Source organism: [Clostridium] aerotolerans DSM 5434 (assembly GCF_000687555.1).
In the GTDB taxonomy this organism is placed as follows: domain Bacteria; phylum Bacillota; class Clostridia; order Lachnospirales; family Lachnospiraceae; genus Lacrimispora; species Lacrimispora aerotolerans.
In genome coordinates this window covers 540,616-565,531 of sequence record NZ_JHWJ01000001.1, presented here as the reverse complement: position 1 = coordinate 565,531, position 24,916 = coordinate 540,616, and the positions used below count along the sequence as shown (strand labels likewise).

The 24,916-nt window shown below is 42.4% G+C and carries 21 protein-coding genes; 3 read left to right on the top strand and 18 right to left on the bottom strand.

What is annotated here, in order from left to right; translation table 11 throughout:
- Positions 1 to 108 precede the first annotated feature (108 nt).
- From rpsB to T546_RS0102590, 12 genes are all read right to left on the bottom strand, one after another.
- Positions 109 to 849, bottom strand: coding sequence for a 30S ribosomal protein S2 (rpsB, locus tag T546_RS0102645; protein ID WP_024835715.1), 741 nt, complete (start codon positions 847 to 849; stop codon positions 109 to 111).
- A 235-nt stretch (positions 850 to 1,084) separates the two neighbouring features.
- Entirely contained in the window at positions 1,085 to 1,900 is an 816-nt protein-coding gene (gene codY, locus T546_RS0102640; protein WP_026890285.1) for a GTP-sensing pleiotropic transcriptional regulator CodY, read from the bottom strand.
- Between the two features lie 133 nt (positions 1,901 to 2,033).
- A complete protein-coding gene (gene topA, locus T546_RS0102635; RefSeq protein WP_026890284.1) occupies positions 2,034 to 4,103 on the bottom strand; it encodes a type I DNA topoisomerase in 2,070 nt (689 codons plus the stop codon).
- Between the two features lie 14 nt (positions 4,104 to 4,117).
- Positions 4,118 to 5,218 (bottom strand): DNA-processing protein DprA, encoded by a 1,101-nt coding sequence (gene dprA / locus T546_RS0102630; protein ID WP_034597480.1) that lies wholly within the window; start codon positions 5,216 to 5,218, stop codon positions 4,118 to 4,120.
- Positions 5,205 to 6,752 (bottom strand): YifB family Mg chelatase-like AAA ATPase, encoded by a 1,548-nt coding sequence (locus tag T546_RS0102625; RefSeq protein ID WP_026890282.1) that lies wholly within the window; start codon positions 6,750 to 6,752, stop codon positions 5,205 to 5,207. The genes dprA and T546_RS0102625 overlap by 14 nt, the downstream gene beginning before the upstream one ends.
- 135 nt (positions 6,753 to 6,887) lie before the next feature.
- On the bottom strand, positions 6,888 to 7,667 hold the full coding sequence (locus T546_RS0102620) for a TIGR03915 family putative DNA repair protein (RefSeq protein WP_026890281.1): 780 nt from the start codon (positions 7,665 to 7,667) through the stop codon (positions 6,888 to 6,890).
- A gap of 3 nt (positions 7,668 to 7,670) precedes the next feature.
- Complete coding sequence (locus T546_RS0102615) at positions 7,671 to 8,993, bottom strand: putative DNA modification/repair radical SAM protein (RefSeq protein WP_026890280.1); 1,323 nt, start codon at positions 8,991 to 8,993, stop codon at positions 7,671 to 7,673.
- Positions 8,994 to 9,374: 381 nt separating this feature from the next.
- Positions 9,375 to 10,394: a UDP-glucose 4-epimerase GalE gene (gene galE, locus T546_RS0102610; protein ID WP_026890279.1), complete on the bottom strand. Its 1,020-nt coding sequence runs from the start codon at positions 10,392 to 10,394 to the stop codon at positions 9,375 to 9,377.
- A 100-nt stretch (positions 10,395 to 10,494) separates the two neighbouring features.
- Positions 10,495 to 11,334 carry a carbohydrate ABC transporter permease gene (locus tag T546_RS0102605; RefSeq protein ID WP_026890278.1) on the bottom strand — a complete coding sequence of 280 codons (840 nt, stop codon included), beginning with the start codon at positions 11,332 to 11,334 and terminating at the stop codon, positions 10,495 to 10,497.
- A 2-nt stretch (positions 11,335 to 11,336) separates the two neighbouring features.
- Positions 11,337 to 12,269: a carbohydrate ABC transporter permease gene (locus T546_RS22665; RefSeq protein WP_034597476.1), complete on the bottom strand. Its 933-nt coding sequence runs from the start codon at positions 12,267 to 12,269 to the stop codon at positions 11,337 to 11,339.
- Positions 12,270 to 12,323: 54 nt separating this feature from the next.
- Positions 12,324 to 13,730, bottom strand: a complete 1,407-nt coding sequence (locus tag T546_RS0102595; RefSeq protein ID WP_026890277.1) for a type 2 periplasmic-binding domain-containing protein — start codon at positions 13,728 to 13,730, stop codon at positions 12,324 to 12,326.
- Between the two features lie 23 nt (positions 13,731 to 13,753).
- Positions 13,754 to 14,776, bottom strand: coding sequence for a LacI family DNA-binding transcriptional regulator (locus T546_RS0102590; RefSeq protein WP_026890276.1), 1,023 nt, complete (start codon positions 14,774 to 14,776; stop codon positions 13,754 to 13,756).
- A 292-nt stretch (positions 14,777 to 15,068) separates the two neighbouring features.
- Here T546_RS0102590 and T546_RS0102585 point away from each other — a divergent pair, with 292 nt between their 5' ends.
- Both T546_RS0102585 and T546_RS0102580 read left to right on the top strand, forming a co-directional pair.
- The gene (locus T546_RS0102585; RefSeq protein WP_026890275.1) at positions 15,069 to 17,498 is read left to right on the top strand and encodes a GH36-type glycosyl hydrolase domain-containing protein; all 2,430 of its coding nucleotides are present in this window, start codon (positions 15,069 to 15,071) and stop codon (positions 17,496 to 17,498) included.
- Between the two features lie 84 nt (positions 17,499 to 17,582).
- Positions 17,583 to 18,134 carry a nitroreductase family protein gene (locus T546_RS0102580; protein WP_026890274.1) on the top strand — a complete coding sequence of 184 codons (552 nt, stop codon included), beginning with the start codon at positions 17,583 to 17,585 and terminating at the stop codon, positions 18,132 to 18,134.
- Positions 18,135 to 18,199: 65 nt separating this feature from the next.
- Here T546_RS0102580 and T546_RS0102575 read toward each other — a convergent pair whose 3' ends face one another.
- The 3 genes from T546_RS0102575 to T546_RS0102565 are packed head-to-tail and all read right to left on the bottom strand — an operon-like array spanning position 18,200 to position 19,384.
- Positions 18,200 to 18,514 (bottom strand): carboxymuconolactone decarboxylase family protein, encoded by a 315-nt coding sequence (locus T546_RS0102575; RefSeq protein ID WP_026890273.1) that lies wholly within the window; start codon positions 18,512 to 18,514, stop codon positions 18,200 to 18,202.
- A 31-nt stretch (positions 18,515 to 18,545) separates the two neighbouring features.
- Complete coding sequence (locus T546_RS0102570; protein ID WP_026890272.1) at positions 18,546 to 18,788, bottom strand: zinc ribbon domain-containing protein; 243 nt, start codon at positions 18,786 to 18,788, stop codon at positions 18,546 to 18,548.
- Positions 18,789 to 18,802: 14 nt separating this feature from the next.
- Positions 18,803 to 19,384, bottom strand: coding sequence for a TetR/AcrR family transcriptional regulator (locus T546_RS0102565; RefSeq protein WP_026890271.1), 582 nt, complete (start codon positions 19,382 to 19,384; stop codon positions 18,803 to 18,805).
- A gap of 188 nt (positions 19,385 to 19,572) precedes the next feature.
- Between T546_RS0102565 and T546_RS0102560 the strand changes: the two genes are divergently transcribed.
- Positions 19,573 to 21,246 carry a S8 family peptidase gene (locus tag T546_RS0102560; RefSeq protein ID WP_026890270.1) on the top strand — a complete coding sequence of 558 codons (1,674 nt, stop codon included), beginning with the start codon at positions 19,573 to 19,575 and terminating at the stop codon, positions 21,244 to 21,246.
- Positions 21,247 to 21,419: 173 nt separating this feature from the next.
- On the opposite strand, the gene T546_RS0102555 is transcribed toward T546_RS0102560, so the two are convergent.
- Genes T546_RS0102555 through T546_RS0102545 form a run of 3 tightly spaced genes read right to left on the bottom strand, consistent with a single transcriptional unit; the run spans position 21,420 to position 24,914 of the window.
- Entirely contained in the window at positions 21,420 to 22,598 is a 1,179-nt protein-coding gene (locus T546_RS0102555; protein ID WP_026890269.1) for an MFS transporter, read from the bottom strand.
- A gap of 11 nt (positions 22,599 to 22,609) precedes the next feature.
- On the bottom strand, positions 22,610 to 23,467 hold the full coding sequence (locus T546_RS0102550) for a PRD domain-containing protein (protein WP_026890268.1): 858 nt from the start codon (positions 23,465 to 23,467) through the stop codon (positions 22,610 to 22,612).
- Positions 23,468 to 23,489: 22 nt separating this feature from the next.
- Positions 23,490 to 24,914: a glycoside hydrolase family 1 protein gene (locus tag T546_RS0102545; RefSeq protein WP_026890267.1), complete on the bottom strand. Its 1,425-nt coding sequence runs from the start codon at positions 24,912 to 24,914 to the stop codon at positions 23,490 to 23,492.
- Positions 24,915 to 24,916: the final 2 nt, after the last annotated feature.

Below are 24,916 nucleotides of genomic sequence, written 5' to 3'. Positions count from 1 at the left end.
TATCATTCCATGATTAATAGTCTACTTTAAATTACTGGGTTTTTTTCCAGTAAAAAATGCTCCGACCCGCTTCTCAAAGCAGGTCGAAGCATTCAATCGCCTGAATTATTAAGCTTCCACAGTCTCTTCCATATCCTGAGCCGCTTCTGCTTCCTCAGCTACTGCCTCGCCCTGGTTTGCTTCGATTACTGCGTCAGCCATCTTAGACACAATTAACTTAACAGCTCTGATCGCATCATCATTACCTGGGATCACGAAATCGAGTTCCTCAGGATCACAGTTTGTATCAGCGATACCGATTAATGGAATACCCAGTGTATGAGCTTCCTGTACGCAGATTCTTTCTTTCTTAGGATCAACGACAAAAATCGCATCTGGAATCTTCTTCATATCCTTGATTCCGCCTAAGTTCTTCTCTAATTTCTCCCACTCTTTCTTAAGAGCGATAACTTCTTTTTTAGGAAGTACTTCAAATGTACCGTCCTGAGACATAGTCTCGATTTCTTTTAATCTGGCAACTCTGGACTGAATTGTCTTAAAGTTTGTCAGCATACCGCCAAGCCATCTCTCGTTAACAAAGTACATTCCGCAACGCTCTGCCTCAGATTTGATTGCATCCTGAGCCTGCTTCTTTGTACCAACGAAAAGAATCTTACCGCCTTCGTTAGCAATATCAGAGATTGCTTTGTAAGCTTCGTCTACTTTAACTACAGATTTCTGTAAGTCGATGATGTAGATACCATTTCTCTCTGTGTAAATGTAAGGAGCCATCTTAGGGTTCCATCTTCTGGTCTGATGACCAAAGTGTACGCCAGCTTCTAAAAGCTGCTTCATTGAAATAACGCTCATGTTATTACCTCCATTGGTTTTACTTCCGTCCGTTTCTCATGCTTCCTGGGAGACCCTTATCAGGCACCTTCCACAGAAATCCGCAGACGTGTTTTTTATTAAGCTTAGCCAGTATAGCATAATTTTCTACACGATGCAAGTAGTTTTTTGTACTTAACGCCTGAAAAAGAGAGCTGTACTGACTAATTCAGAAAAAAAGAGCAGATTTTTGTCCGCTCCTTTTTTCTGAATATTTTTATAAATCTTTTAATTCTCTGCGTTCTGCCATGCTCTTAACGGTTCCTGCTTTAATCGTTCTTAACTCGTCAAAAACCACGTCATTTAATACTTTAATGTAAGTTCCCTTCATACCAGAAGATCTGGATTCAATAACGCCGGCACTTTCAAACTTGCGAAGGGCGTTAACGATAACGGAACGGGTAATTCCTACACGGTCAGCAATTTTACTTGCAACAAGGATTCCCTCGTTTCCATCCAATTCCTCAAAAATATGGGTAATTGCTTCCAGCTCAGAAAAGGATAATGTGCTGATAGCAGATTTTACAATCTGTACTTTTCTGGTCTCTTCCGCATTCTCTTCATTGACGGACCGCATCATCTCAAGGCCTACCACCGTAGTGCCGTACTCACTTAAAATAATATCATCAATGTCGTACTGAGAGTCTTTTTTGTAAATGAAGAGAGTTCCAAGCCTTTCACCTGCTATATCAATCGGTGTTATAATAGCCTGATATTTTCTAATATTATCGCCAGTAAATCCCAGCGTCTCCAAATTAACATTTTCTTTTGTTGACAGAATGCTGAGAAGGCGCTCATTCAGCATAATATCTACATAACCGCCGACCTGATCTGCAATCAGTTCCTGAATCTCATCGATGTCCGGTGACAGGCCTACGCCAAGCACCTTTCCCTTCTTGCTGATTACAAGAATATTGGAATTCAGGATCTCGGTCAGCACTTCACAGATATCGTTAAATACTACCTTATGCGAATTGTTGTTATGCAATAATTTGTTAATTTTTCTAGTTTTGTCCAACAACTGTACGCTCATAGCCGAAAACCTCCTTATGAATTTGTGTGAAAATCCAAAATATATCTCTAATGTATAAATATTAACATTATTATGCTCAAATAACAATAGTTTTTTGAAGATTTTCGATTTTCTTAATAATTTTCCATTTTTGCTATTTATCCGTGCTAAATCCACACTGCTCATTGGAACAAAGCAATTTGTTTCCTTTTTCAACCATGTAAGCTCCGCACTTTGGACATTTCTGTGTGGAAGGTTTTTGCCATGACATGAAATCACAATCAGGATTGGCTTCACAGCCATAGAATACTCTGCCTTTTTTCGTCTTCTTGATTACGACTTCCTTACCGCATTTGGGGCATGGAACTCCAACCTTCTCAAGATATGGCTTCGTGTTCTTACACTCCGGAAATCCGGGACAGGCAAGGAACTTACCGTGAGGACCGTATTTAATGACCATATTACGGCCGCACAGCTCACAAACTTCCTCTGTCACTTCATCTGCAATAGTCACAGATTCCAGCTCCACAAGAGCTTTGTCTACCGCTTCCTTTAAATCCGGATAAAAATTCTTTACAACCGTCTTCCACTGGACCGAACCATCTCCCACTTTATCAAGGAGATATTCCAGATTCGCGGTGAATGTAATGTCTACAATACTGGGGAAACTTTGCTTCATCATACTATTAACAACTTCCCCCAACTCTGTTACATAAAGATTCTTATTCTCCTTAGCCACATACCGTCTTGCAATAATTGTGGTGATGGTAGGTGCATAGGTACTTGGACGGCCAATTCCCTGTTCTTCCATTGCCTTTACTAAAGAAGCCTCAGTAAAATGCGCAGGCGGCTGGGTAAAATGCTGACCGTGCTCAAGTGTTTCAAGCTTTAATATACTTCCCTTTTCCAGATTCCCTAATAAGACATTGGCATCTTCTTTATCATCTTCCTGTACATACACAGACATGAATCCATCAAAAGAAAGCTTGGAAGCAGAAAGTGTAAACGTATACTCTCCGGCTCCTACCTTAACAGAAGTTGTCTGGTATACAGCTGGCTGCATACGGCTGGCCGCAAAGCGCTTCCAGATCAGCTGGTAAAGCCGGAACAAGTCTCTCTGCAAAGATTCTTTTACCATAACCGGTGTAAGTGCAATATCGGTTGGACGGATCGCCTCGTGAGCATCCTGAATCTTTGCGTTGGTCTTTTTGCTCTGCTCTCCCACTGCCACATACTGACTGCCATACTGTTTCCCAATGTACTCTCTTGCTGCTGTATCTGCTTCTTCTGCGATTCTGGTAGAATCTGTACGAAGATAAGTAATAAGACCTACGGTTCCATGACCAGCGATCTCAACACCTTCATAAAGCTGCTGTGCAAGACGCATGGTTTTTTGAGTAGAAAAATTAAGTACCTTGGAAGCTTCCTGCTGAAGTGTACTGGTTGTAAAGGGAATAGGAGCTTTTTTAACTCTTTCTCCATTCTTCACCTCTTCCACTTCATAGGTCTGATTCTCAAGTCCCTTAAGTATCACATCCAATTCCTTTTTATTACGAATGGGAAGCTTTCCGCTCTTATCACCATAAAACTTCGCAGTCAGCATCTTCTTGCTTCCGTCCTGCTTTAACTGGGCATCCAGATTCCAATACTCTTCGGGAATAAATGCATTGATTTCTTCCTCCCGGTCACTGATGAGCCGCAGTGCCACGGACTGTACACGGCCGGCACTTAAGCCTCTCTTAACCTTTGCCCATAAGAGGGGGCTTATCATATATCCAACCATACGGTCAAGGACTCTTCTGGCCTGCTGGGCATCCACCAGATTCATATCAATGGCTCTTGGGGTCTTTAAGGAGGCTTTTACTGCATTCTTTGTAATCTCGTTAAAGCTGATTCGAAATACCTGCTTTTCTTTCAGCTCATCAAGCTTTAAGGCTTTTAATAAATGCCAGGAAATAGCTTCTCCCTCACGGTCAGGGTCAGTCGCCAGATAAATCTTATCTGCCTTCTTTACTTCCTTCCTGAGCTTCGCCAGAATATCCCCTTTTCCTCTGATTGTTATATATTTTGGATCAAAATCATTCTCAACGTCAATTCCCATCTGACTTTTCGGGAGATCTCTTACATGTCCGTTGGATGCATCCACTTCATAGTTCGTCCCCAAGAACTTCTTTATTGTTTTTACTTTCGCCGGTGACTCCACAATTACTAAACAGTTCGCCATACCAAACTCCTCGCCTATAGTTTCTTACCATAATATTGATGGGATGTCTGCAAAATGAGGCCGTTTAATTCTAGCTCCAAAAGGGCACCCATACATTCACTGACAGACAATCCGCTTAAAGATACAATCTCTTCCAGATTCTTTGGTTGTAAATCTAGGCAACTATACACCATTTTTTCTTTTTTGGCAAGCCCGTTCTTATTTTTTTCATGAACTCTTAATATTTTACCATTTTGTAAATTAAAATATTCCAAAACAGAATCAGGACTTAAAATCACACCGGCGCCCTCAGAAATCAACCGGTTACAGCCTGCACTCAATGGATCTGTGACTCTCCCCGGAAGAGCAAAAATTTCCTTTCCCTGATCCAGTCCAAGGTTAGCTGTAATGAGAGAACCGCTCTTTTCTCTGGCCTCTATTACAAGGATCGCATCAGACAGTCCACTGATAATCCGGTTTCTCATGGGAAAATTACAAGGCCTGGGGGCTTCATCTGGAACAAACTCTGTAAGGATGCCTCCTCTTTCTTTCATTTGTTCAAACAATCCGTAATTCTCTTTGGGATAACAGATATTGATCCCGCTGCCTAATACACCATACGTATCTCCCTTTCCTTTCAAAGCACCCTGATGGCCTGCCCCGTCGATTCCGCTAGCAAGGCCGCTTATAATCTGGACTCCACAGGAAGCCAGTTCCTTAGAGAGATAAGAAGCCATCTGCCTTCCATAATTCGTGCAGTTTCTGGCTCCAATGACAGCGACTGTGGGACGATCTTCATCCGGAAGCTTTCCCTTGTAAAAGATACCCATAGGATAATCATATATTTTAAAGAGACGTGCCGGATAACCGGCATCATGTGGTGTGACAAACTCTATCTTTTGATCCTTTAAACCAGCAAGCTCCTTATCGCACCCGGTCTTCATTTTTTTACTATCTTCAAAAACAGATACAGCAGACGACTTAAGCAGTCCCAGCCTCTGTAACCCTTTTCCTTCTATATTATATATCTCCTTATAGCTTCCCATGTAATCATAAAGCCGCTTTATGGTCACAGCCCCTAACATAGGGACATGGCAAAGCCAGTATAAATACTCTCTCTCCTCATGGCTGACCATAGATTCCACCCCAGTATTTTCCTTCCAGACTGCGCAGACCGGCAGCCTCAGCCAAATGTGCTCTCCGAATCCCATAGGAACCTTCCAGATCCGCGATGGTCCTTGATATTTTAAGCAGCTTTTCATAGCCCCTTGCACTAAGCCTCTGAGTTTCATATATTTGCTTTAAGAATTCCCTGTCAGACTTCTGGAGTATACAGAACCTTTCAAGCTCTCCTTTTCGCATAGAACTGTTAAAGTATATTTTCTGCCCCTTAAACCGCTTTGCCTGTATCTTTCTGGCTGCTTCTATCCGGGTTCGTATGGAGGCAGAGGATTCTCCTCCCTCCTTTTGCTCCAGTTCCTCGTATGTAATCATTCTGGATTCGACGCAGATGTCAATGCGGTCTAAAAGAGGCTTCGATATCCTGCTTAAATATTTATATACCTGTTGTTCTGTGCACCTGCATTTGGTTCTGTCAGGATAAAATCCACAAACACATGGGTTCATGGAAGCAGCCATCATGAAATTCGCCGGGAATTCATAAGAGCCATGTACCCTGGAGATTGTTATCTTTCCTTCCTCCAATGGCTGTCTCAAGATCTCAATGGTACTTTTTTGAAATTCAGGGAATTCATCCAGAAACAGAACGCCTCCAGATGCCAGAGAGATTTCTCCTGGTTTGGGTATCCGCCCACCTCCCGAAAGAGCCTGAGGGCTGATGGTATGATGCGGACTTCGAAAGGGCCGCCTTGTCATTAATGGCATCTCAGGGGAAAGCAGTCCGCTGACGCTGTAGATTTTTGATATTTCGATGGTCTCTTCTAAAGATAACGACGGCATTATGGTGGGAATGCGATTTGCTAACATGGATTTGCCGGTTCCTGCCGGACCTATATAGAGAATATTGTGCATTCCCGCTACTGCCACCTCTGTAGCTCTTCGAAGGAGAGGCATTCCTCCTATTTCAGAAAAATCCACTTCATAGGAACAAGTCTCAGCCTGCCTCCAATCTCCCGGCTTCTCTCTTTTTCCAAGAGTACCTGGAACATTTAATTCATCAACCAACTCTTTTAGTTGACTTACCCCAATTATATTAATTCCTTCAATTACCAGACCTTCCTTAACATTCTCCCTGGGGAGAAAACATACGGACTTTCCATCCTTTCTTGCAGCTGCTGTAATCGAAAGTGCTCCATGAACCGGTTTAATTCTTCCATCTAACCCCAGTTCACCAGAAATCACGCAATCCTCCAAGGCAGAGGATTTGATATGGCCGGAAGCGGATAACATAGAAATTGCAATAGGCAGATCAAAGGCTGTGCCTTCTTTCCGTATATCAGCAGGAGAAAGATTTATAGTGACCTTTTTTGCAGGAAGACGAAAGCCGGAATTTTTTAATGCCGTTCTTACCCGGTCCTGCGCTTCCCTGACCTGGGAAGAAAGATATCCTACCATGGAAAAGCCCGGAAGTCCATCACTGACATCCGCTTCTACCAAAATAGGAACTCCTTCCACCCCCGTAATGCCAATGCTATGAACTTTGCTGTACAAAGACGCCTCATCCTTTCCTTATTCAGTTTTTATTTCTAACTTGGATAAACGTGCAGAAACGCACATGGAATGTTCCTGAACCGGAACGTGTCTCCATCATAACTCAAACGGTTGAAAAAGGCAAGAATTGTTTCATTATGTGTCCCGTAACCCATGGGAGAATTCTGGCATATAGGGCCGGTAACGCAAGGGCATATGATTTTGCTGACAAACAGGATTTTCCCGTTCTTTGATGGAAATGCTTTTCCGAAAGCATTTAAAAAGTTCCTCGTATTCATCTTCCTCGGAGGCTTTTTTTAACTTGCTCTCCCACTCCGGTGAAATAAGATCCAATAGATACCATGGACGATTGGCAGGATGTAGTGCTGCTTTTTTTCGATTCTCGTCATAAATCACCCAGTTCTCTCCTGACAAACGGTCTGCAAAATGAGGCGCCAGAAGAACAACCACATCATTCTTCGGGCCAATGCGGCTTACTAAAAGCTCTCCTTCCATCTCTATAAACCGCACAAATCCCGTCAGAAGATGAGTTTCGTTGTCGATGTGGCGGCACATTAGAAAAATCTCATATACCTCCGGAAGCTGCAGCATGTCAATGATACTGGAGCCAATATAAAATCCATAGATAAGAAAACGGTAAATCTTATCAGCCCGGTCGGGGTCCTTACTCAGGGCAGACTTATAGACGAGAGAATATGCTTCTTTTGAAATCTTCTCTTTCATCGCCTTTACGACCTTTCCTGCTTTCACCGAATCCGTTTTCACTTCTTCGTATTGGCAGAACAGCTCCATGGTATCTTCCGTTCCCATGATCTTTAATTTCACATTGTCATGACCTTTTCTGCTGGTCCACGCGGTATATACACCACTTAAGATTCCTTCTACACTATTCTCGCAGTAATAGACTGTTTTCATCTTCTATGACCCTCCTGACACGGTTAATGACGGGGCATTCATGTCATCAAACAGTGAAATCTGACGGTAGGAGCCCAAAGAGCCTATCTCCCATACCTTTCTTTTTTCATCCCCAATCAAATGGCTGGAAATATAATCCTCGTCAATTTTCACCGGATACATCATCCTGCCAGAGCAGGTAATAAAATAAATTGCTCTTTTTAATACAACACCGATCTTTTTCAGCGCATCAAAATCAAGCGGTCCGTTTTTCCTGGCCGCTACAATGCGCTGTGCTGATTTGACTCCCATTCCAGGTACCCGCAAAAGGGTATAGTAATCCGCCCGGTTCACCTCAACAGGAAATAACTCCAGATGTCTTAAGGCCCAGTCGCACTTTGGATCTAGGAGCACGTTAAAGTTGGGGCGTTCCTCTGAGAGCAGCTCTCCTGCCTGAAATCCATAAAAGCGCATCAACCAATCCGCCTGATACAGTCTGTGTTCCCTTAAAAGAGGAGGACCACCAGGCAAAGAAGGAAGATTAATATCCTGATTCACCGGTACAAATGCAGAATAAAACACTCTTTTTAAATCATACTTCTGATAGAGTGCCTCAGCCACCATCATCATCTGAAAATCATTCTCCGGCGTGGCACCTACGATCATCTGGGTACTCTGTCCGGCTGGAACAAAGGAGGGGGCTTTTTTATATTCCATCAGCTCAAACCGATTGGCAGTTATTCCCTTTTGAATCTGCTTCATAGGTGTGAGTATCTTACTTCTGCTTTTTCCCGGTGCCAGCTTCTTTAAGCCATCAGCCGTCGGCAATTCCAGATTGATGCTCATACGGTCTGCCAAAAAGCCTGTCTTCTCAATCAGAACAGGGTCTGCACCAGGAATGGCTTTTACATGGATATAACCATGAAAGTGGTATTCTTCTCTCAGTTTTTTCAAGGTCTGATAAATTAAGTCCATGGTATAATCAGGACTGTGCAAAATACCAGAGCTTAAAAACAAACCTTCTATATAATTGCGCCGGTAAAACTGTATGGTCAGCTGACATACTTCCTCTGGAGTAAATGCCGTACGGGGCACATCGTTGGAGCTTCGGTTGATGCAGTACTTGCAATCATAGATACATTGATTGGTAAATAAAATCTTCAACAGCGAAATACATCTGCCATCTGCAGAAAAGCTGTGGCAGATTCCTGCTTTGGCCGCATTTCCCAAAGTCCCTGCTTTTCCTTTCCGGTCAACACCGCTGGATGTGCAGGCAACATCATACTTTGCAGCATCTGATAAAATTTCAAGTTTTTCCTGAACACTTAATTCTTCCTGTATCAGCATCTTCTCACCTCGAACGCACGTTCTTTTAATGGAATCATATCATAAACCGAAAATATAATCAAGCATTTTCGAATGTATGTTCTTATTTGGGAGAAGTTACCATTTACTTCTTATTAGTATTGAATCACTTATAAGAAAAGCGGGAAATCAAGAATCTATTTATATAGGAAGAGACACCTTCATAATGGCGGATTTTTTCAAATGATTGACAAATTTAAGGTATTAAAAAAAGACCATAGCTGGTACATTATGGAGTCTGACATGTGATGATGAAAAGAAGAGAGACATGAATAACTGTAATTTTTTAATATTACATTGCTCTATTATAACAAATACCGCCAGCCGTCTTTATACGGAGGCGGTATCTATTTATAAATAATATTATTTTACATATCCTTCTGGATTATTTTTCTGCCAGTTCCAGGAATCGCGGCACATATCTTTTAAGCTCCGCTCTGCTTTCCAGCCAAGTTCTTTCTCTGCCTTGGAAGGATCGGCATAGCATTTGGCGATATCTCCTGGTCTTCTCTCTTTCATTACATAAGGAATCTTTAAATCATTGGCTTCTTCAAATGCGTGAATTACGTCCAGAACGCTGTAGCCGATGCCGGTTCCAAGATTATAGACCCAGACGCCGCCCTGACTTTTAGCCACCTTGTTTAATGCTTTCACATGGCCCACTGCAAGATCCACGACATGGATATAATCCCGAACACAGGTACCGTCTTCTGTCTGATAATCGCCTCCGAACAATCCAAGGCAATCTAATTTCCCCACTGCCACCTGAGTGATGTAGGGAAGAAGATTGTTTGGTATTCCTTTTGGGTTTTCTCCGATACGTCCGGATTTGTGTGCACCGATTGGATTAAAGTAACGCAGTAACATTACCTTCCATTCAGGATCCGCCGTATGTAAATCCGTTAAGATCTGCTCCAGCATTCCCTTTGTCCGTCCATATGGATTGGTAATCTCTCCTTTTGGACATTCTTCGGTAATAGGAACAAAGGCAGGGTCTCCATATACTGTTGCAGAGGAACTGAACACAATGCTCTTTACTCCATGAGCTTTCATCACTTCGCAAAGAACTAAGGTTCCTGTAATATTATTATGATAATATTCAAGCGGCTTGCCAACAGACTCTCCTACCGCCTTCAATCCGGCAAAATGAATCACCGACTCTATGTTTTCTTTTTCAAATATCTCTAAAAGTGCCCCCCGGTCCAATAAGTCTGCTTCATAAAAAGTCAGGCTCTTACCTGTGATATCCATCACACGTTCCAGAGATTCTTTACTGGCATTGCAAAGATTATCTACTACCACTACTTCATATCCTGCATCCAGCAGCTCTATGCAGGTGTGGCTCCCAATGTAGCCTGCACCTCCGGTAACCAAAATAGCCATTTTGTTTCCTCCTTCAAAAATGTACGTCTTTCCTTATTATAAGCATAAAGGCACAAAATGACAATGCAGAATTCTTAGAAAAACCTATAGTTTTTTTCGTTTATCCCTTCACGCTGCCTGCTGTAACTCCACCTATGATGAATTTAGACAGACATAAGTATATGATTGCCACTGGAATTATGGCGATGGTTATCAGCATGTAAACCTGCCCCATATCAAACTTTAAGAAATCTGCACTACGCAGCTGGGCGATGAGGATAGGGAGTGTCTTTCTGCTATTTGATTTTAATACCAGAGATGGAACGAAATAATTATTCCAGGAGGCAACAAATCCAAAGATTCCCTGAACAGCCAATGCTGGCTTAACAATAGGCAATACAATAAAGTTAAAGGTATAAAATTCATTGGATCCATCAATTCTCGCTGATTCCACAATTTCCAGCGGAAGGTTGCTTTCAAAATAAGACACCATAAAGTAGAAAACAACAGGAGCTGCCATAGACGGTAAAATCAAAGGAATAAAATTATCCATAAGGTTCATGGCATTGATGAGTCTTAAGAATCCAAGGGTAGTTACCTGTGTAGGAATCATCATAATTAGAATAATGAATAAGTAAATCGTCTTACGGAGCTTGAATTCATAGGCATGGATTCCGTAGGCAGTCATGGCGGAAACGTATACAGAAAGGATCGCTGAACTGCCTGCGATAATCAGGCTGTTCATAATCCCCTGAACAACCGGGAGATTCTTATTGTTAAGTACGTTATGAAGATTGGTACCAAAGGATTTGCCGGGAATAAATGAAAACCCTTTTGAAATCTCCGGATGAGATCTTGTTGCATTGATCACCAGACAGTAAAAGAAGAAGAGACATAAAAATACCAGCAGGGACAGTACAACGTAAGCCACGGCTTTTTTTAATTTTTCTGCATTGCTCATGATTAACGTCCTCCTTTCTTATCGCCGGAATTAGTCAGTATGAAAAATACAAACAAGCTAAGCACTGCTGTGATGATGAACAGTATGACAGATAAGGCACCTGCCATTCCGTAATTCTTACTGTAAAGGTGATTGTTCAAAAACATAATCAAGGTCATACTGGTTCTGTCAGGTGTTCCCTGGGCGTTAGTAAGTACCTGTGGCACATCAAACATCTGAAGACCACCAATCATGGATGTAATAAGTACATAGACGAAAATCGGCCTGATGATAGGCATGGTGACCTTAGTAAAAATCTGCAAGGATTTCGCTCCGTCAATGGATGCAGCCTCAAAAAGGGAAGCATCAACTCCCATAATAGCTGCCATTAAAAGAATGGTCGTGTTTCCAAACCACATCATGAAATTCATAAGACCAATCAGTCCCCTGGTTCCCCAAACCGTAGCCAGAAAACGAATGGGTTCATCGCTCATTCCTGCTTTCATCAACAGGTTATTCATTGGACCATTATCAGAAAACAACGCAAAAATCAGCATGGCAAAGGATGCCGCCATTATGACATTAGGCAAATAAATAATCGTCTTAAAAAACGCGCTTCCTCTAAGCTTCATCCGAAAATCAGCAAACCAGACAGCCAGAATCAAGGAGATAATGATCTGAGGTACAAACCCTATGACCCATAAAATCATGGTATTTCCAAAGTATTTAAGCAGATCACTTTGGAATATAGAGATATAATTTTGAAATCCTACAAAATTAGGACCGATATGGGTTAATCCGGAACGGTAATTTTCAAACAAACTGTTATAAAATGTATTGATCAGCGGGATCAGTGAGAATATAGAATATGTGGCAAAAAATGGTATCAGAAAAATATATCCCCATTTTGCATAGCTGACTTTTTTTCTGGTCTTTGCCTTTTTTTCTTTTACCATAGCAAAACCTCCTGCTTTTTTCAGGGCGGGGTGTCCCCGCCCTGCTATTTACAGCTACTCGGTTTTTAATTCCGGGTATTTTTCTTTGAGAGATGTATAGAAGTTCTTCATCGCTGTGTCTTTGTCAACAGTTCCGTTAAAGTAATCGTGCATAGCTGTCTGAATACTCTCATTAAGACCCTGGTCGTATGGAGAGATCTTACTCATATCGATCTTTTCAGCTGCATCACAGTACATCTGAAGAGGATTCTGTCCACCAAGGAACTCGGACTTATAATCGCTCTTTGCAAGTGCTTCCATAACGGTCTTGTTGTTCACAAAGTCATTCTTCTCTTCTACGATCTTCTTCATAGTTGCATCATCGGTACAGATTGTCTTCATAATATCAGCTACGATATCAGCATTGTCGGTTCCAGCCGCTGCACATAGCCAGGTTCCGCCCCAGTTGTAGGATTCTGGTCCAATGGTTGCTGCCCAGTCACCAAATGTACCGTTGCCTGCCTCCTGCTTTCCGCCATCAGCTTCTGCTTTTGCAAGAGAGTTCTTTGCCATAACGAAATCAACGCCCCATGCTGGCATGAAATAACCAAATACTTTGGAATCAGGTCCCTGCCCGGAAGCCCATTCAGCTGCCCAGAGAACTGTTTTCTGATTGTAGCCCTTGTCTGTATAGTTCTTTGTCTGCTCAATCCATTTCTCGATCTTAGGATCAATGACAACCTTATCACCATTTACCCAAGGAGAAGAAACGTTATTGGAGAATGTACGGTATGTATCATCAAATCCAGATACCATATAATATCCTTTATCCTTCATCTTTGCTGCTGTCTTATCAAAGGAATCCCAGTCATTGATTGCTTTTTGAACTTCAGCCGGATCATCGGTTCCAAGAACATCCTTTGCAATGGAACGGCGATAAATATAAAGTCCAGGGCAGCCCTGCCATGAAATACCCTTCTGTGCGCCCTTTGTATCCTGAGCGATGACCTTGGTATAATCATACTGCTTTGACATATCCTGATCTGTAATACCGATCTCCTTCAAATCAAGGGTACTGTCGGAATTTACATACTTCAATATATAATCAGCCTCTACAAGGAACATATCTACTTTATCATCTGCCTTTGCATCTGCCTGATTTAACAGTGCTTCATCAAGGGCGTTCTGATAAGCATTATTTTCACTTGGAGTCGTAACGAAATTCACTGTATACCCTGCCGGCAGCTTTGAAGCATAATAATCTTCATATCTTGCCTTGAATTCGTCATTCCACACGTAGATGTTAATGACTTTCCCCTCTTTACCTGGTTCCTCTTTTTTTGCCTCTGCTTCCTTACTTGTTGTTTCTGTCGTGCTACCCTTCGTTGTTTCCTGGGTCTGGGTACTTTTTGCACCACAGCCGGCAGTCAATGATGCAACCATAACTGCACACAACAATCCACTTACTACCTTCTTCTTCATATTACCTCTCCTTTTCTTAAAAACTATTTTAATTCATATGCATATCCAACCGATTCCCCAACAAGCAGATCTCCCTCCACAATGATCTGCTCCGTAAATGTAGTTTTAGGTTTCTCGATGGTGCTTATCAATTTCTCTGCTGCCCGCCTTCCAATTGCTGCCGTATCCTGACGAATGGTTGTCAGCCTTGGGTTTAAAAACTGGGAAACCCGGCTTCCATCGTATCCGGCAATGGAAATATCTTCCGGCACTTTCATATTCCTTGCTCTGATCTCATTTAGACCGCCAATCAAAGCGGTGTCATCCGGGTAAAGAATGCAGGTGGGCGGATCTTTTCGATCCAACAGCTTTTTCGTTGCTTCTGACGCCTGGCTGACATCCAGATAATTAGCTTCCACTGCATAATCATCCGGCACCTCCAGGTGATGATTCTCAATAAATCTGTAATAACTGGTGACTCTGGTTTTTGTAACGGCTGTACTTGACTGGCCATGAATATAGGCGATTTTTCTGTGCCCCTTTTCATAAACATGCTCCAAAAGTGTGGTAATTCCTGTTGCATTATCAGATAAGACAGAGGAACAGTTCTCATGAATGTGATCCACCGTTACAACCGGAATATCACCTGCAAGGAGTTCCGCTACTTCAGGACTGTCAAAGTTCACGCAGGCAATTACAACACCGTCTACATTCCGGTATTTGCAATGCTCATAGTAAGAAACTTTTTTCTTACCAATCTGGCTGTTGATAAAGGTGATATCATACCCCTGCTTTTCAGCTTCCACCTTAAACCCTTCCAACACGGCTGCAAAGTATTCATGAGTAAGACCGCTGTTAGCCTCATCAACAAATAGAACACCAATGTTATAGCTTTTATTGGTTTTTAAAGACCTTGCTGCTGCATTTGGAAAATATCCCAGTTTTTCCGCTGCCTTTTTAACTCTTAATTTTGTGCTCTCACCAATATCGCTTTGATCGTTGAGTGCTTTACTTACTGTGGCAACAGATACCCCGCAATGCTGCGCCAGTTCTTTCATAGAAATCATATGTCTCATCCTTTTAACTTAATCGTTTTCGTAATTCCACTATACCCCTACTTTTGGAAAAAATCAATAGTTTTTTAGAATTTTATCTAATTTATATAGATTATACGTTGACATTTTATGCATTATAACGGTTGATTCGAAAAGATAATCCCAGTAACTCATAAATTCCTCTTGTATTTCTGAAATAAATGAGCTATTATTGCAGTATGGCTCCAATATTTTTTACTTAATCGTTTTCGAAAAATGTCATTTTTAGTAAAATATATCTTTCAGCCGAAAGGAGTTATCCTATATGAAATATGGTTATTTCGATGATCAGGAAAAGGAATACATCATAAATACGCCGGACACTCCGCTTCCCTGGATCAATTACCTGGGCAGCGAAAATTTCTTTTCCCTGATGTCTAATACCGGAGGCGGCTATAGCTTTTATAAAGACGCAAAGCTTCTTAGACTGACCCGGTATCGTTATAACAACGTTCCCTTAGACAGCAACGGTCACTACTATTATATCAATGATAACGGAACTGTATGGAATCCGGGCTGGCAGCCTTCTCAGACTCCTCTGGATTCTTATGAATGCCGTCACGGCCTTGGCTATACCTGCTACAGCGGTACGAAAAACGGAGTCAAAGCAAGCGTTACTGCCTTTGTTCCTCTCCATGATCCATGCGAGATTCATAAGGTGACATTGGAGAACGCCTCCGATGCTCCAAGGGATTTTACCCTATATTCCTATGTAGAGTTCTGTTTATGGAACGCCATGGATGATATGACAAATTTTCAGCGTAATCTAAGTACTGGTGAAATTGAGGTGGAAGGTTCTGTCATTTATCACAAAACCGAATACAGGGAACGCCGCAATCACTATGCTTATTATGCTGTAAATGCAGAAATCGACGGCTTCGATACAGACAGAAATACCTTCGTGGGAACGTATGGCTCCAACAAAGAGCCGGTTATGGTCGGGAAGAACTCATCCGGTAACTCCATGGCAAGCGGCTGGTCTCCCATTGGTTCCCATCGTCTTTCCATTCATTTGGAACCAGGAGAATCAAAGGAACTGATCTTTGTACTTGGATATGCCGAAAATCCAGATGACAATAAATGGAGCGCTCCTAACATCATAAACAAAGAGCCTTCAAAAGCTGTTTTAGACAAATACAGTACAAGTGCTCAGGTAGATGAAGCCATTCTGTCATTAAAGAAACATTGGGAACAGCTTCTATCAACCTACTCTGTTTCCATGTCAGACGAAAAAGCAGCCCGCATGGTAAACATCTGGAACCAGTATCAATGTATGGTGACCTTTAACATGTCCCGTTCCGCCTCCTACTACGAATCAGGCACAGGAAGAGGCATGGGATTCCGTGATTCCTGCCAGGATCTTCTGGGCTTTGTACATATGATACCAGAACGGGCAAGAGAACGTATTATCGACATCGCTTCCACTCAGTTTGAAGACGGAAGCGCTTATCATCAATATCAGCCTCTGACAAAAAAGGGCAACCTTGATATCGGAAGCGGCTTTAACGACGATCCTCTTTGGCTCATTGCAGGAGTTTCTGCCTATATCAGAGAAACAGGTGACTGGGATATTCTAAAGGAATCTGTTCCCTTTGACAATGACGAAACTAAGAGCCAGTCTCTGATGGAACACTTAAGACGTTCCTTTGGCTTTACAAAAAATAACCTGGGACCACATGGACTTCCCTTAATTGGAAGAGCGGACTGGAATGACTGCCTGAACTTAAACTGCTTCTCCACAGAGCCTGGAGAATCCTTTCAGACAACAGGCCCATCAGAAGGTCCAGTCGCCGAATCCATTATGATCGCTGGCATGTATGTAAAATACGGAAAAGAATATGCGACCATCTGCCGTATGACCGGACTGGAGGAAGAGGCTTTAAAAGCAGAGGAATCTGTAAAAGAAGTTTACGATGCCGTGCTGAAAGCAGGTTGGGATGGCAGCTGGTTCTTAAGAGCCTACGATGCGTTTGGAGAAAAGGTAGGTTCCAAGGAGTGCGAGGAAGGACAGATTTTTATTGAGCCTCAGGGATTTTGCGTTATGGGCGGCATTGGTATTGAAGAAGGTCTTGCCGAGAAAGCCCTTGACAGTGTAAAGGAGCATCTTGACACACCATATGGCATTGTAATCCTTCAGCCGGCTTATTCTACTTATCAGAAGCATCTGGGAGAGATTACCTCTTACCCACCAGGCTATAAAGAAAATGCGGGTATCTTCTGCCACAACAACCCATGGATTACCATTGCTGAAACCATGATCGGCAGAGGTAACCGGGCATTTGAAGTATACCGGCGCACCTGTCCTGCTTATATCGAAGAAATCAGTGAGATTCACAAAACAGAACCTTATGTATATTCCCAGATGATTGCAGGTAAGGATGCCAAAAACTTTGGAGAGGCAAAAAACAGCTGGCTGACTGGTACTGCAGCATGGACCTTTGTCAGCATCTCCCAATACATCCTTGGAATCCGTCCTGGCTTTCATGGGCTCATTGTAGATCCATGTCTTCCGGATTCGATTGAAGAATTTACCGCCATTCGTAAATTCAGAGGTGCTGACTATCATATTCAGGTCAGAAAAAGCAAACATGGCGAGCCAAAAGCGTTTCTGGTCGACGGAATGTCTATGGAAGGAAATGAAATTCCATTTGAAGAAGGAAAGAAACAATATCATATTACGGTGGTTTTACCGTAAGTCTCAGGGCAAGGTCATTACGGCTTTGCCCTTTTTTAAATTTCATGATATAATAACTAGAAAAATCTGTAAGGAGAGGAAAATATGGATTTCTTAGAACTGGTCAAAGAACGTTACTCTGTGAGAAAATTCAGTAACAAGAAAGTGGAAAAGGAAACGCTGGATTTAATACTGGAAGCAGGAAGACTCGCTCCTACCGCTGTTAATTTTCAACCTCAAAGGATTCTTGTCATTGATAGTGAAGAAAATCTGGAACAATTAAAATCATGTACGGTTTATCATTTTTATGCTCCCATGGCACTTCTGGTATGCTACGATAAGACAGCGAGCTGGAAGCGGTCCTATGATAAGGAAGATATGGGTGTGGTGGATGCCAGCATTGTAACCACTCAGATGATGCTCCAGGCTGCTGCTCTGGGACTTGGCACTACCTGGGTAGGACATTTTGATCCGGAAGCGATTCGGTCTGCTTTTCAAATCCCTGATTATCTTATTCCAGTCGCACTACTTCCTCTGGGATATCCCAGAGAAGACTGTGTCCCTCATCAGCTCCATGGAACCAGATATGAGATGGAGCACACTGTTTTCTACAACTCCTTTGAGGGCATTCAGGAAGGAAAAGCCTCTAACAAATAATTCAAAAAGAACCCCCTTACGTTTCGGCTTTTTCTGATTAAACCGAAGCATAAGGGGGAATTTTTTTATTTACCTTCTCCATCAAAGGCTTTTAATGCGATGGGAAGAGAATGTATCACTGTATTGCCTACGGCCGGAAGCCCAACCATTACGCTGCTTATGATCTCTTCTCTCGTAGCGCCGTGAGCTTTTGCCATCTGCACGTGGAAGGGGATACCGCTATCCAGCTTTACAGCCGCCATCACTGCGATATAGGCTAACTCCTCTGTCTTTTTGTCCAGAGCGCTTGCTGCATCTAATTTCTGAATGGTCTCCATCCATGCTTTATGAACCTCTGGTGCCTCCTCTTGAAATGTCTGAAATGCATTACTTACCTGCATAATAAATTCTCCTCTCTATGATCTCCTACCCCTAGAAGCAATGCTTCCAGGCTGGCAGCTTTTTCATGCCGTTTAACGCAATCTCAATGGCTGCAGATTCATCAAATCCCTGGGTTTTCATTATAAAACCAACTGTGCTTGCTTTTTTCTCTTCAAATGACTGCATGGTCCCATCTGGTCTTGCACAATGAACACAATAATCCTTATCCATATCGCCTCCTGGAAAATCAGAAGCATTTTCCATAGGCATTCCACAAGCGATACATATCTTCATCCTATTTCCTCCTGTTAACATCTTATCAGCGTTAGAAAGGTATCTTTTAATTCCCTGGAGTAACGGCTGATTACCGGGCCTTGGGGCGCAAAAAAATCTTTATTCCATAAATAATAGTGAATCATCCCAAGCCATGTGGAATAAAGCATATGGGTAGGAATATCCTTAATGGTCCCTTTGTTTATTTCCTCCTCAAAAATACGGCTAAAATGATGGGCAATGGTAGTCTGGGTATTGGCAAAGGTATATTGCACTTCTTTTGGAAGCAGACTTCTTTCTGTCATGAGCCGGGTATAAAATTCCTCATGACGGCTTAAAATTACCAGATGCATCTCCAGAAGCTCTTCCACACTCCCGCTTTCCTCTGCAAGCCTTCGAATCTCCAAGGCAAGAGATGTGCCAAAACCTTCGATCAGGCATTCCAGCAGTTCATTCAACGACTGAAAGTGGGAAAATACAGAACCGTGAGAAACGCCCGCTTCTCTTGCTATCTCAGCGGTCGGCGCGCCAAACCCCTGCTCCATATATACCCGATATGCCGTATCCAGTATCTTCTGCCTCGTATTCTCTTTTTGTATCTGTCTTTTTGATTTCATATAATGACCAACCATTCATTGAGTGTGTACTCATTATAGTTCCAATTGATGAAAAAAGCAATCATTATTTTTTATTTTTGCACATTTTACCGTTTCGTCTCTTATAATATCAGTTTTATGCAAACCCCACGCACCCCCTGCATACTATTATACATATACTTTGCCTTGTAAGGCACAGGAGGCAATTCATGCAAAAAATTTTGGACAATGAATATTATGATTTAATCATAAGCAATGCCCTGATTCCCGAATCGGTTGACAAAGGCAATGTAACGATGATTAACGATAAGCACTCTCTTCTCCACTTGCATAGAAGCCAAATGAATGCCTGTGATCTTGGAATCTATCCTTACAGCAGTTTCCCCTCTCTTTATACTCTGGCTTCTAAGGTGAGTGTAGAAAAATCCGGAATTGGAAGCATCCAAAGAGAACCTGGCCTGAATTTATTTGGCCTGGGAATTATCATCGGAATTATTGATACAGGGATTGATTATCAACACCCTGCCTTTCGTAATCACGATGGCTCCAGCCGGATTCTCTCTATCTGGGATCAGACCGATCAAAACGGAACGCCTCCAAAAGGCTTTGAATTCGGTTCCGTCTATACAAAAACCAACATTGATACTGCTTTAATGTCTACCGCACCCTTAAGCATTGTTCCAAGCGTTGACACTCATGGTCATGGAACGGCAATCGCCAGCATTATTTCCGGCACCCCCAATCAGGAACATTCCTTTATGGGAGTAGCGCCCCAGACAAAACTGGCTGTTGTAAAGCTGAAAGAGGCAAAAAAAAGCTTAAAGGATATCTTTGCAGTACCAGAAGATGCCTTGTGTTATCAAGAATCCGATATCATGCTGGGAATCCGTTTTTTACTTTCTCTTGCCCGGCAATTAAGCCGCCCAGTTATTATTTGTATTGCTCTTGGCAGCAGCCAGGGAGGTCATGGAGGAAGAAGTGCCCTGTCTAGTTATATAGACAGCATTGTAAATCTCCAGAGAACCAATGTAACTGTAGCAGCAGGGAATGAAGCAGATAAACGCCGCCATTATTACCACAACATCACTTCCCCTCCCTTTGAAAATGAATTTTATTTAAACGTAGGAGAACAGGATAAGAGGTTTTCTATGGAAATCTGGCCGTTTCCGCCCGGAAGAATTACCCTGGATATTGTTTCACCTAACGGGGAATTTCTGGAAGGAAGGCCTCCCTCCCTTAACCGATGCGAAAAATATCAGCTTATCGCGGACAATTCATGCGTCTGGGTCAATAACATAGATATGGATGGAGAGACTGGGGATCAAGTGATTTTAGCTCGCTTTGAAAATCCTATACCAGGACCATGGCTGCTAAAAATCCACAGCATGGAAAACGAGCCTTTTTTTGTTCACGCCTGGCTTCCCTCCGGTAATCTCATAACCAATAAAACCTATTTTCAGATTTCAACACCGAATACCACCATCACTTCGCCTGGAAACTCAAAGAATCCTCTTACGGTAGCCGCCTACAATCAGTTTTTCGACTTGATCCTGGAAGAGTCGGGAAGAGGCTATACCAGATTTGGTGATGTAGTTCCAGATATAGCTGCTCCTGGTTACCGAATCCCCTGTGCCATTCCAGGTAACCAGTATGGCACCCTGACCGGTTCAGGCGCTGCCTGTGCCCATGCCACCGGCGTTGCCGCCATGGTAATGGAATGGGGGTTTGCCCGGGGAAATTATACAGAAATGACTGGTCTGCAGGTTAATCGTATGATTATCCGAGGCGCAAGAAGAAATGATCTTTATCAATACCCCAACAACATCTGGGGATATGGCCAGGTGGATATTTATCATATATTTGAACGGCTTTCCGTTGTTTAAAGTCAGAGACCTGATGGGCTGTTACTTAATAGCTCTTTACAATATCAAGCAATAAAAATACGTCTTGACCAGCTTCCAGCGTAGTGCGGAATTCTGTTCAAGACGTATTTTCCAGTAAGAGGTATTATATTTTTATGCTATTAGTCATTACAGATTTGTTTCGTTAAAGCCTCTTAACACTTTCTTTCAGTTCTGCTTCTATTGATATAGTATACCGTAGATACCACAGTACCTATGAGAGAAATCCCTGCCAGCACCAGATAACCGAAATGGATACTAAAAACAGAGGCCAGGGCTCCCGTAAAGATTGGAAATGTAGTCATACCAATGGCATATACTGCCTGAAAAAGCCCCATGGCTGTGGAACGCTTTTCCAATGGAATTCCACACATTGCCTCAGAATTAAGATAAGAAAACAAAATACCGGTAGACATTCCAGGCAGTATCTGCAGGAATAAAAGCTCTGAGATTTTATTTGCCGACGGTACCAGGATACAGTATACAGATACAATGACAAAGACGATAGGTATCCAGAATCTGGGGCCTTTCCTGCAACAGAGAAAGGTGGAAGCAAAAGCGGCAAACCCCACTGCTGAAACCATATATATGATAGAAGATAATCCAACAAGCCCGTTGGAAGCTCCAAGGTCTTTTAGGATCTGATTTGTAAATGACATTACCGTCGTAAGCTGAATGCCCTGCTGAATGAGAGCAAGTATGGAAAATAACCATAACCGTTTCAACTTACACACTGAGAGAAGGTCTTTTATATCAGCCTCTCCAGTCTTTTTACATGGTTCTTTAATTTGAAGCGAGAGAACAAAGGCTAGCAGTCCGGCACACACGCTGAGAATGCAGATCCCCTTCATCCCGATTCTGCTGTAGCCAATGGTACTTAACAGAAAACCAACGAGCATGCCAAGGTTATTAAACATTACGATCCTGCTGGTGGCTTCCTGCTGGTTTTTGTTTGAAAAGTGATTGGTGTAAAACACCATAAAAGATATCCACATGGCCGAAGCAAGGCCTGAAAAGAGATTTGCTGCTAAAAATCCCATCCCATTGCCCCAGAATATCCGAAACAAGGAGGCAAGACCGGAAAAACACGTTCCTGCCATAATGAAACATTTATGCCTTCCGATGGAATCTGCACAGAGTCCTATGGGAAGCCGAAATACCAGCTGGGTAATCCCATAAGCGCCTAAGACCATTCCGGTAAATGCACTGCTGACACCTAAAAAAGTCAGATAAGTCGTTTGATAGGGAATGTATATGTACTGCGCAAACCAAAAGAGGGAAACCATAGCAAGAAAACGGATTTCCTGTTTGCCAGTAAAAGTTTGTTCATTCAATTTGTGTCCCTTCATTTCCTGTTCTGCTGAGAGTATTCCTCCAATATCCGATGAATATGGACCGTTAAGTACATTTCTTCCTGTCTGGACAGTCTGGAATCAAATTTTTCCTGAATAAAGATCCCAATTTTTTTCACACAGTCGTACTCCCTTGGACAGCTTTCAATGACATGAGTATAAAAAGAATCCTCATAATCATATAAATCCTGACTGCCATTGACAAGCCGTTGTGCAAAGAGCCGCAAATGAGTGACGAAACGGGTATAACCGATCCCCTCTTCATTGTAAATAATGGAGAAGTTATATTTCACAATATCTAAAATTCCTTGAACGGTTTCAAATATGGTCTGGTTGTCAGTGCTATCAGAGTTATTTGTTTGGGCATTGATAAAATGAAAGGCAATGTTGCCGGCCTCATCCTGGGGTAAGTCCACATGCAGCTGCTCCCTCACAAGCTGCAGGGCATATAATCCGACCTGGAATTCTTTTGGATTAAAGCGCTTTAATGTCTGTGTATAAAAATTCTGTATTAAAATCCCCTCATGATATCTTTTTACAGCAAAAGAAAGATGGTCCGTCAGCCCCAGATAAATGTGCTCCATTAAAACCATGCCATAGGCTTCTATGGCATGGTCAATCACCTGCTTTGCCAGTTCAAAATAAGTACTGTCAATTTCAGATGCAAGACGGATGATATTCTTTGAAATGGACCGGTCCTTTAAGACAAACACTTTCTCAATGTCTTCACTTTTTAAATGGTGTCCGATGGATTTATTAAATCCAATTCCCTTTCCCATCAGGATCACTTCTCTGCCGCTGTCGTCAAGCGCCAGCAGCAGAGAATTATTCATTACCTTAACAACCCTCATAACCAAACCCCATTTCTGTTATTTAGAGTTCTTCCCCGTTCGTTTCAATTACCCGCTGATACCAGTAAAAGCTGTCTTTTTTGATACGGCTCATATCTTTTAAGTCATGATCGTCACGATTGATATAAATGAAACCATAACGTTTCTTAAATCCCTCGTGGGAGCTAAGAAGGTCCATAAAGGTCCATGGGGAATAACCCAGCATCTCAACTCCGTCTTCTATTGCCTGGCTGCAAGCCAGAATATGAGCCCTCAAGTAATCGATTCGATAATCGTCATGAACCTTACCGTCTTCCGTTAAGGTGTCGGCGGTACCCAGTCCATTTTCTGTAACGATTAGAGGAAGATGATATTTTTGATGATAATTATTTAATACGGTTCGAAGGCCTAGCGGGTCAATCTGTGCTCCGTATTCACTGGAAGCAAGATGCTCATTTTTCAGATGATGGAAATATCCATATTGGTCAAAATCAACCTGATTGATCGGGAACGCTCTCTCACCTACAGGATGAGTTTCATCCGCAGGCAGATACTTAACGCAAAGAGTTCGATAATAATTCAGGGCAATGAAATCCATCTTTGCATCCTTTAATATTTCCTCATCCTCCGGCATCATAATGGGAACGATATTTCTCTCCTCCAGATAACGCATGTAATACCCTGGATACTGGCCATAGTAATGCATGTCCAGGCAGTAATCTGTCTTAAACCAGTCATTTAACCGGGCTGCCCATACATCTTCCGGACGGTTACTCTCCGGATAAGTACAGGTGGAAGATACTGCCGGACCGATTTTCCCTTCCGGAATGATGGAATGACACGCTTTCACTGCAAGCGCATGAGCCAGGAACATGTGATAATCCATCTGCGCTCTCTGGCGGTCGGCCTCCCAGCTGCCTTCTGCGGTAATGTTCACTCGTTCATCCACGCGGACCATGAGGTTTTGCTCGTTATGAACCTGCCAATAGGTCACTCTGTCACCAAATGTTTGAAAACAGATTTTAGCATAGCGCTCAAATGCCTTTACGCAATCTCTGGATTCCCAGCCATTGTACTTTTCAACCAGTGCATAGGGAAGATCAAAGTGATATAAGGTGATAAATGGCTGAATATCATTGTCTAACAGGCAGTTAATGACATCATTATAAAAATCAATTCCTGTCTGATTGATTTCCCCGTCGCCATCTGGTATGATTCTTGCCCAGGCAATGGAAAAACGGTAAATATTAAGTCCCATCTCTTTCATCAGAGCGATATCCTCTTTCCAGTGATGGAAGAAATCGCTGGCAACCTTACTGTCTGCCTGTAGATGAGAACGCTTAAAGGAGTTTATATCTGCAACCGTAGGTCCTTTTCCGCCTTCATCCCAGCCACCTTCAATCTGAAATGCAGATGAGGATGCTCCCCATAAAAAGTGATCAGGAAACTTCGTTTTCAACTTGTTCATAT

Excerpts from the sequence above, each read along its gene's own strand:
- rpsB (WP_024835715.1), bottom strand. The coding sequence starts at position 849 with ATGAGCGTTATTTCAATGAAGCAGCTTTTAGAAGCTGGCGTACACTTT.
- codY (WP_026890285.1), bottom strand. The coding sequence starts at position 1,900 with ATGAGCGTACAGTTGTTGGACAAAACTAGAAAAATTAACAAATTATTG.
- topA (WP_026890284.1), bottom strand. The coding sequence starts at position 4,103 with ATGGCGAACTGTTTAGTAATTGTGGAGTCACCGGCGAAAGTAAAAACA.
- dprA (WP_034597480.1), bottom strand. The coding sequence starts at position 5,218 with ATGGTCAGCCATGAGGAGAGAGAGTATTTATACTGGCTTTGCCATGTC.
- T546_RS0102620 (WP_026890281.1), bottom strand. The coding sequence starts at position 7,667 with ATGAAAACAGTCTATTACTGCGAGAATAGTGTAGAAGGAATCTTAAGT.
- T546_RS0102615 (WP_026890280.1), bottom strand. The coding sequence starts at position 8,993 with ATGCTGATACAGGAAGAATTAAGTGTTCAGGAAAAACTTGAAATTTTA.
- galE (WP_026890279.1), bottom strand. The coding sequence starts at position 10,394 with ATGGCTATTTTGGTTACCGGAGGTGCAGGCTACATTGGGAGCCACACC.
- T546_RS0102605 (WP_026890278.1), bottom strand. The coding sequence starts at position 11,334 with ATGAGCAATGCAGAAAAATTAAAAAAAGCCGTGGCTTACGTTGTACTG.
- T546_RS22665 (WP_034597476.1), bottom strand. The coding sequence starts at position 12,269 with ATGGTAAAAGAAAAAAAGGCAAAGACCAGAAAAAAAGTCAGCTATGCA.
- T546_RS0102595 (WP_026890277.1), bottom strand. The coding sequence starts at position 13,730 with ATGAAGAAGAAGGTAGTAAGTGGATTGTTGTGTGCAGTTATGGTTGCA.
- T546_RS0102590 (WP_026890276.1), bottom strand. The coding sequence starts at position 14,776 with ATGATTTCTATGAAAGAACTGGCGCAGCATTGCGGGGTATCTGTTGCC.
- T546_RS0102585 (WP_026890275.1), top strand. The coding sequence starts at position 15,069 with ATGAAATATGGTTATTTCGATGATCAGGAAAAGGAATACATCATAAAT.
- T546_RS0102580 (WP_026890274.1), top strand. The coding sequence starts at position 17,583 with ATGGATTTCTTAGAACTGGTCAAAGAACGTTACTCTGTGAGAAAATTC.
- T546_RS0102575 (WP_026890273.1), bottom strand. The coding sequence starts at position 18,514 with ATGCAGGTAAGTAATGCATTTCAGACATTTCAAGAGGAGGCACCAGAG.
- T546_RS0102570 (WP_026890272.1), bottom strand. The coding sequence starts at position 18,788 with ATGAAGATATGTATCGCTTGTGGAATGCCTATGGAAAATGCTTCTGAT.
- T546_RS0102565 (WP_026890271.1), bottom strand. The coding sequence starts at position 19,384 with ATGAAATCAAAAAGACAGATACAAAAAGAGAATACGAGGCAGAAGATA.
- T546_RS0102560 (WP_026890270.1), top strand. The coding sequence starts at position 19,573 with ATGCAAAAAATTTTGGACAATGAATATTATGATTTAATCATAAGCAAT.
- T546_RS0102550 (WP_026890268.1), bottom strand. The coding sequence starts at position 23,467 with ATGAGGGTTGTTAAGGTAATGAATAATTCTCTGCTGCTGGCGCTTGAC.
- T546_RS0102545 (WP_026890267.1), bottom strand. The coding sequence starts at position 24,914 with ATGAACAAGTTGAAAACGAAGTTTCCTGATCACTTTTTATGGGGAGCA.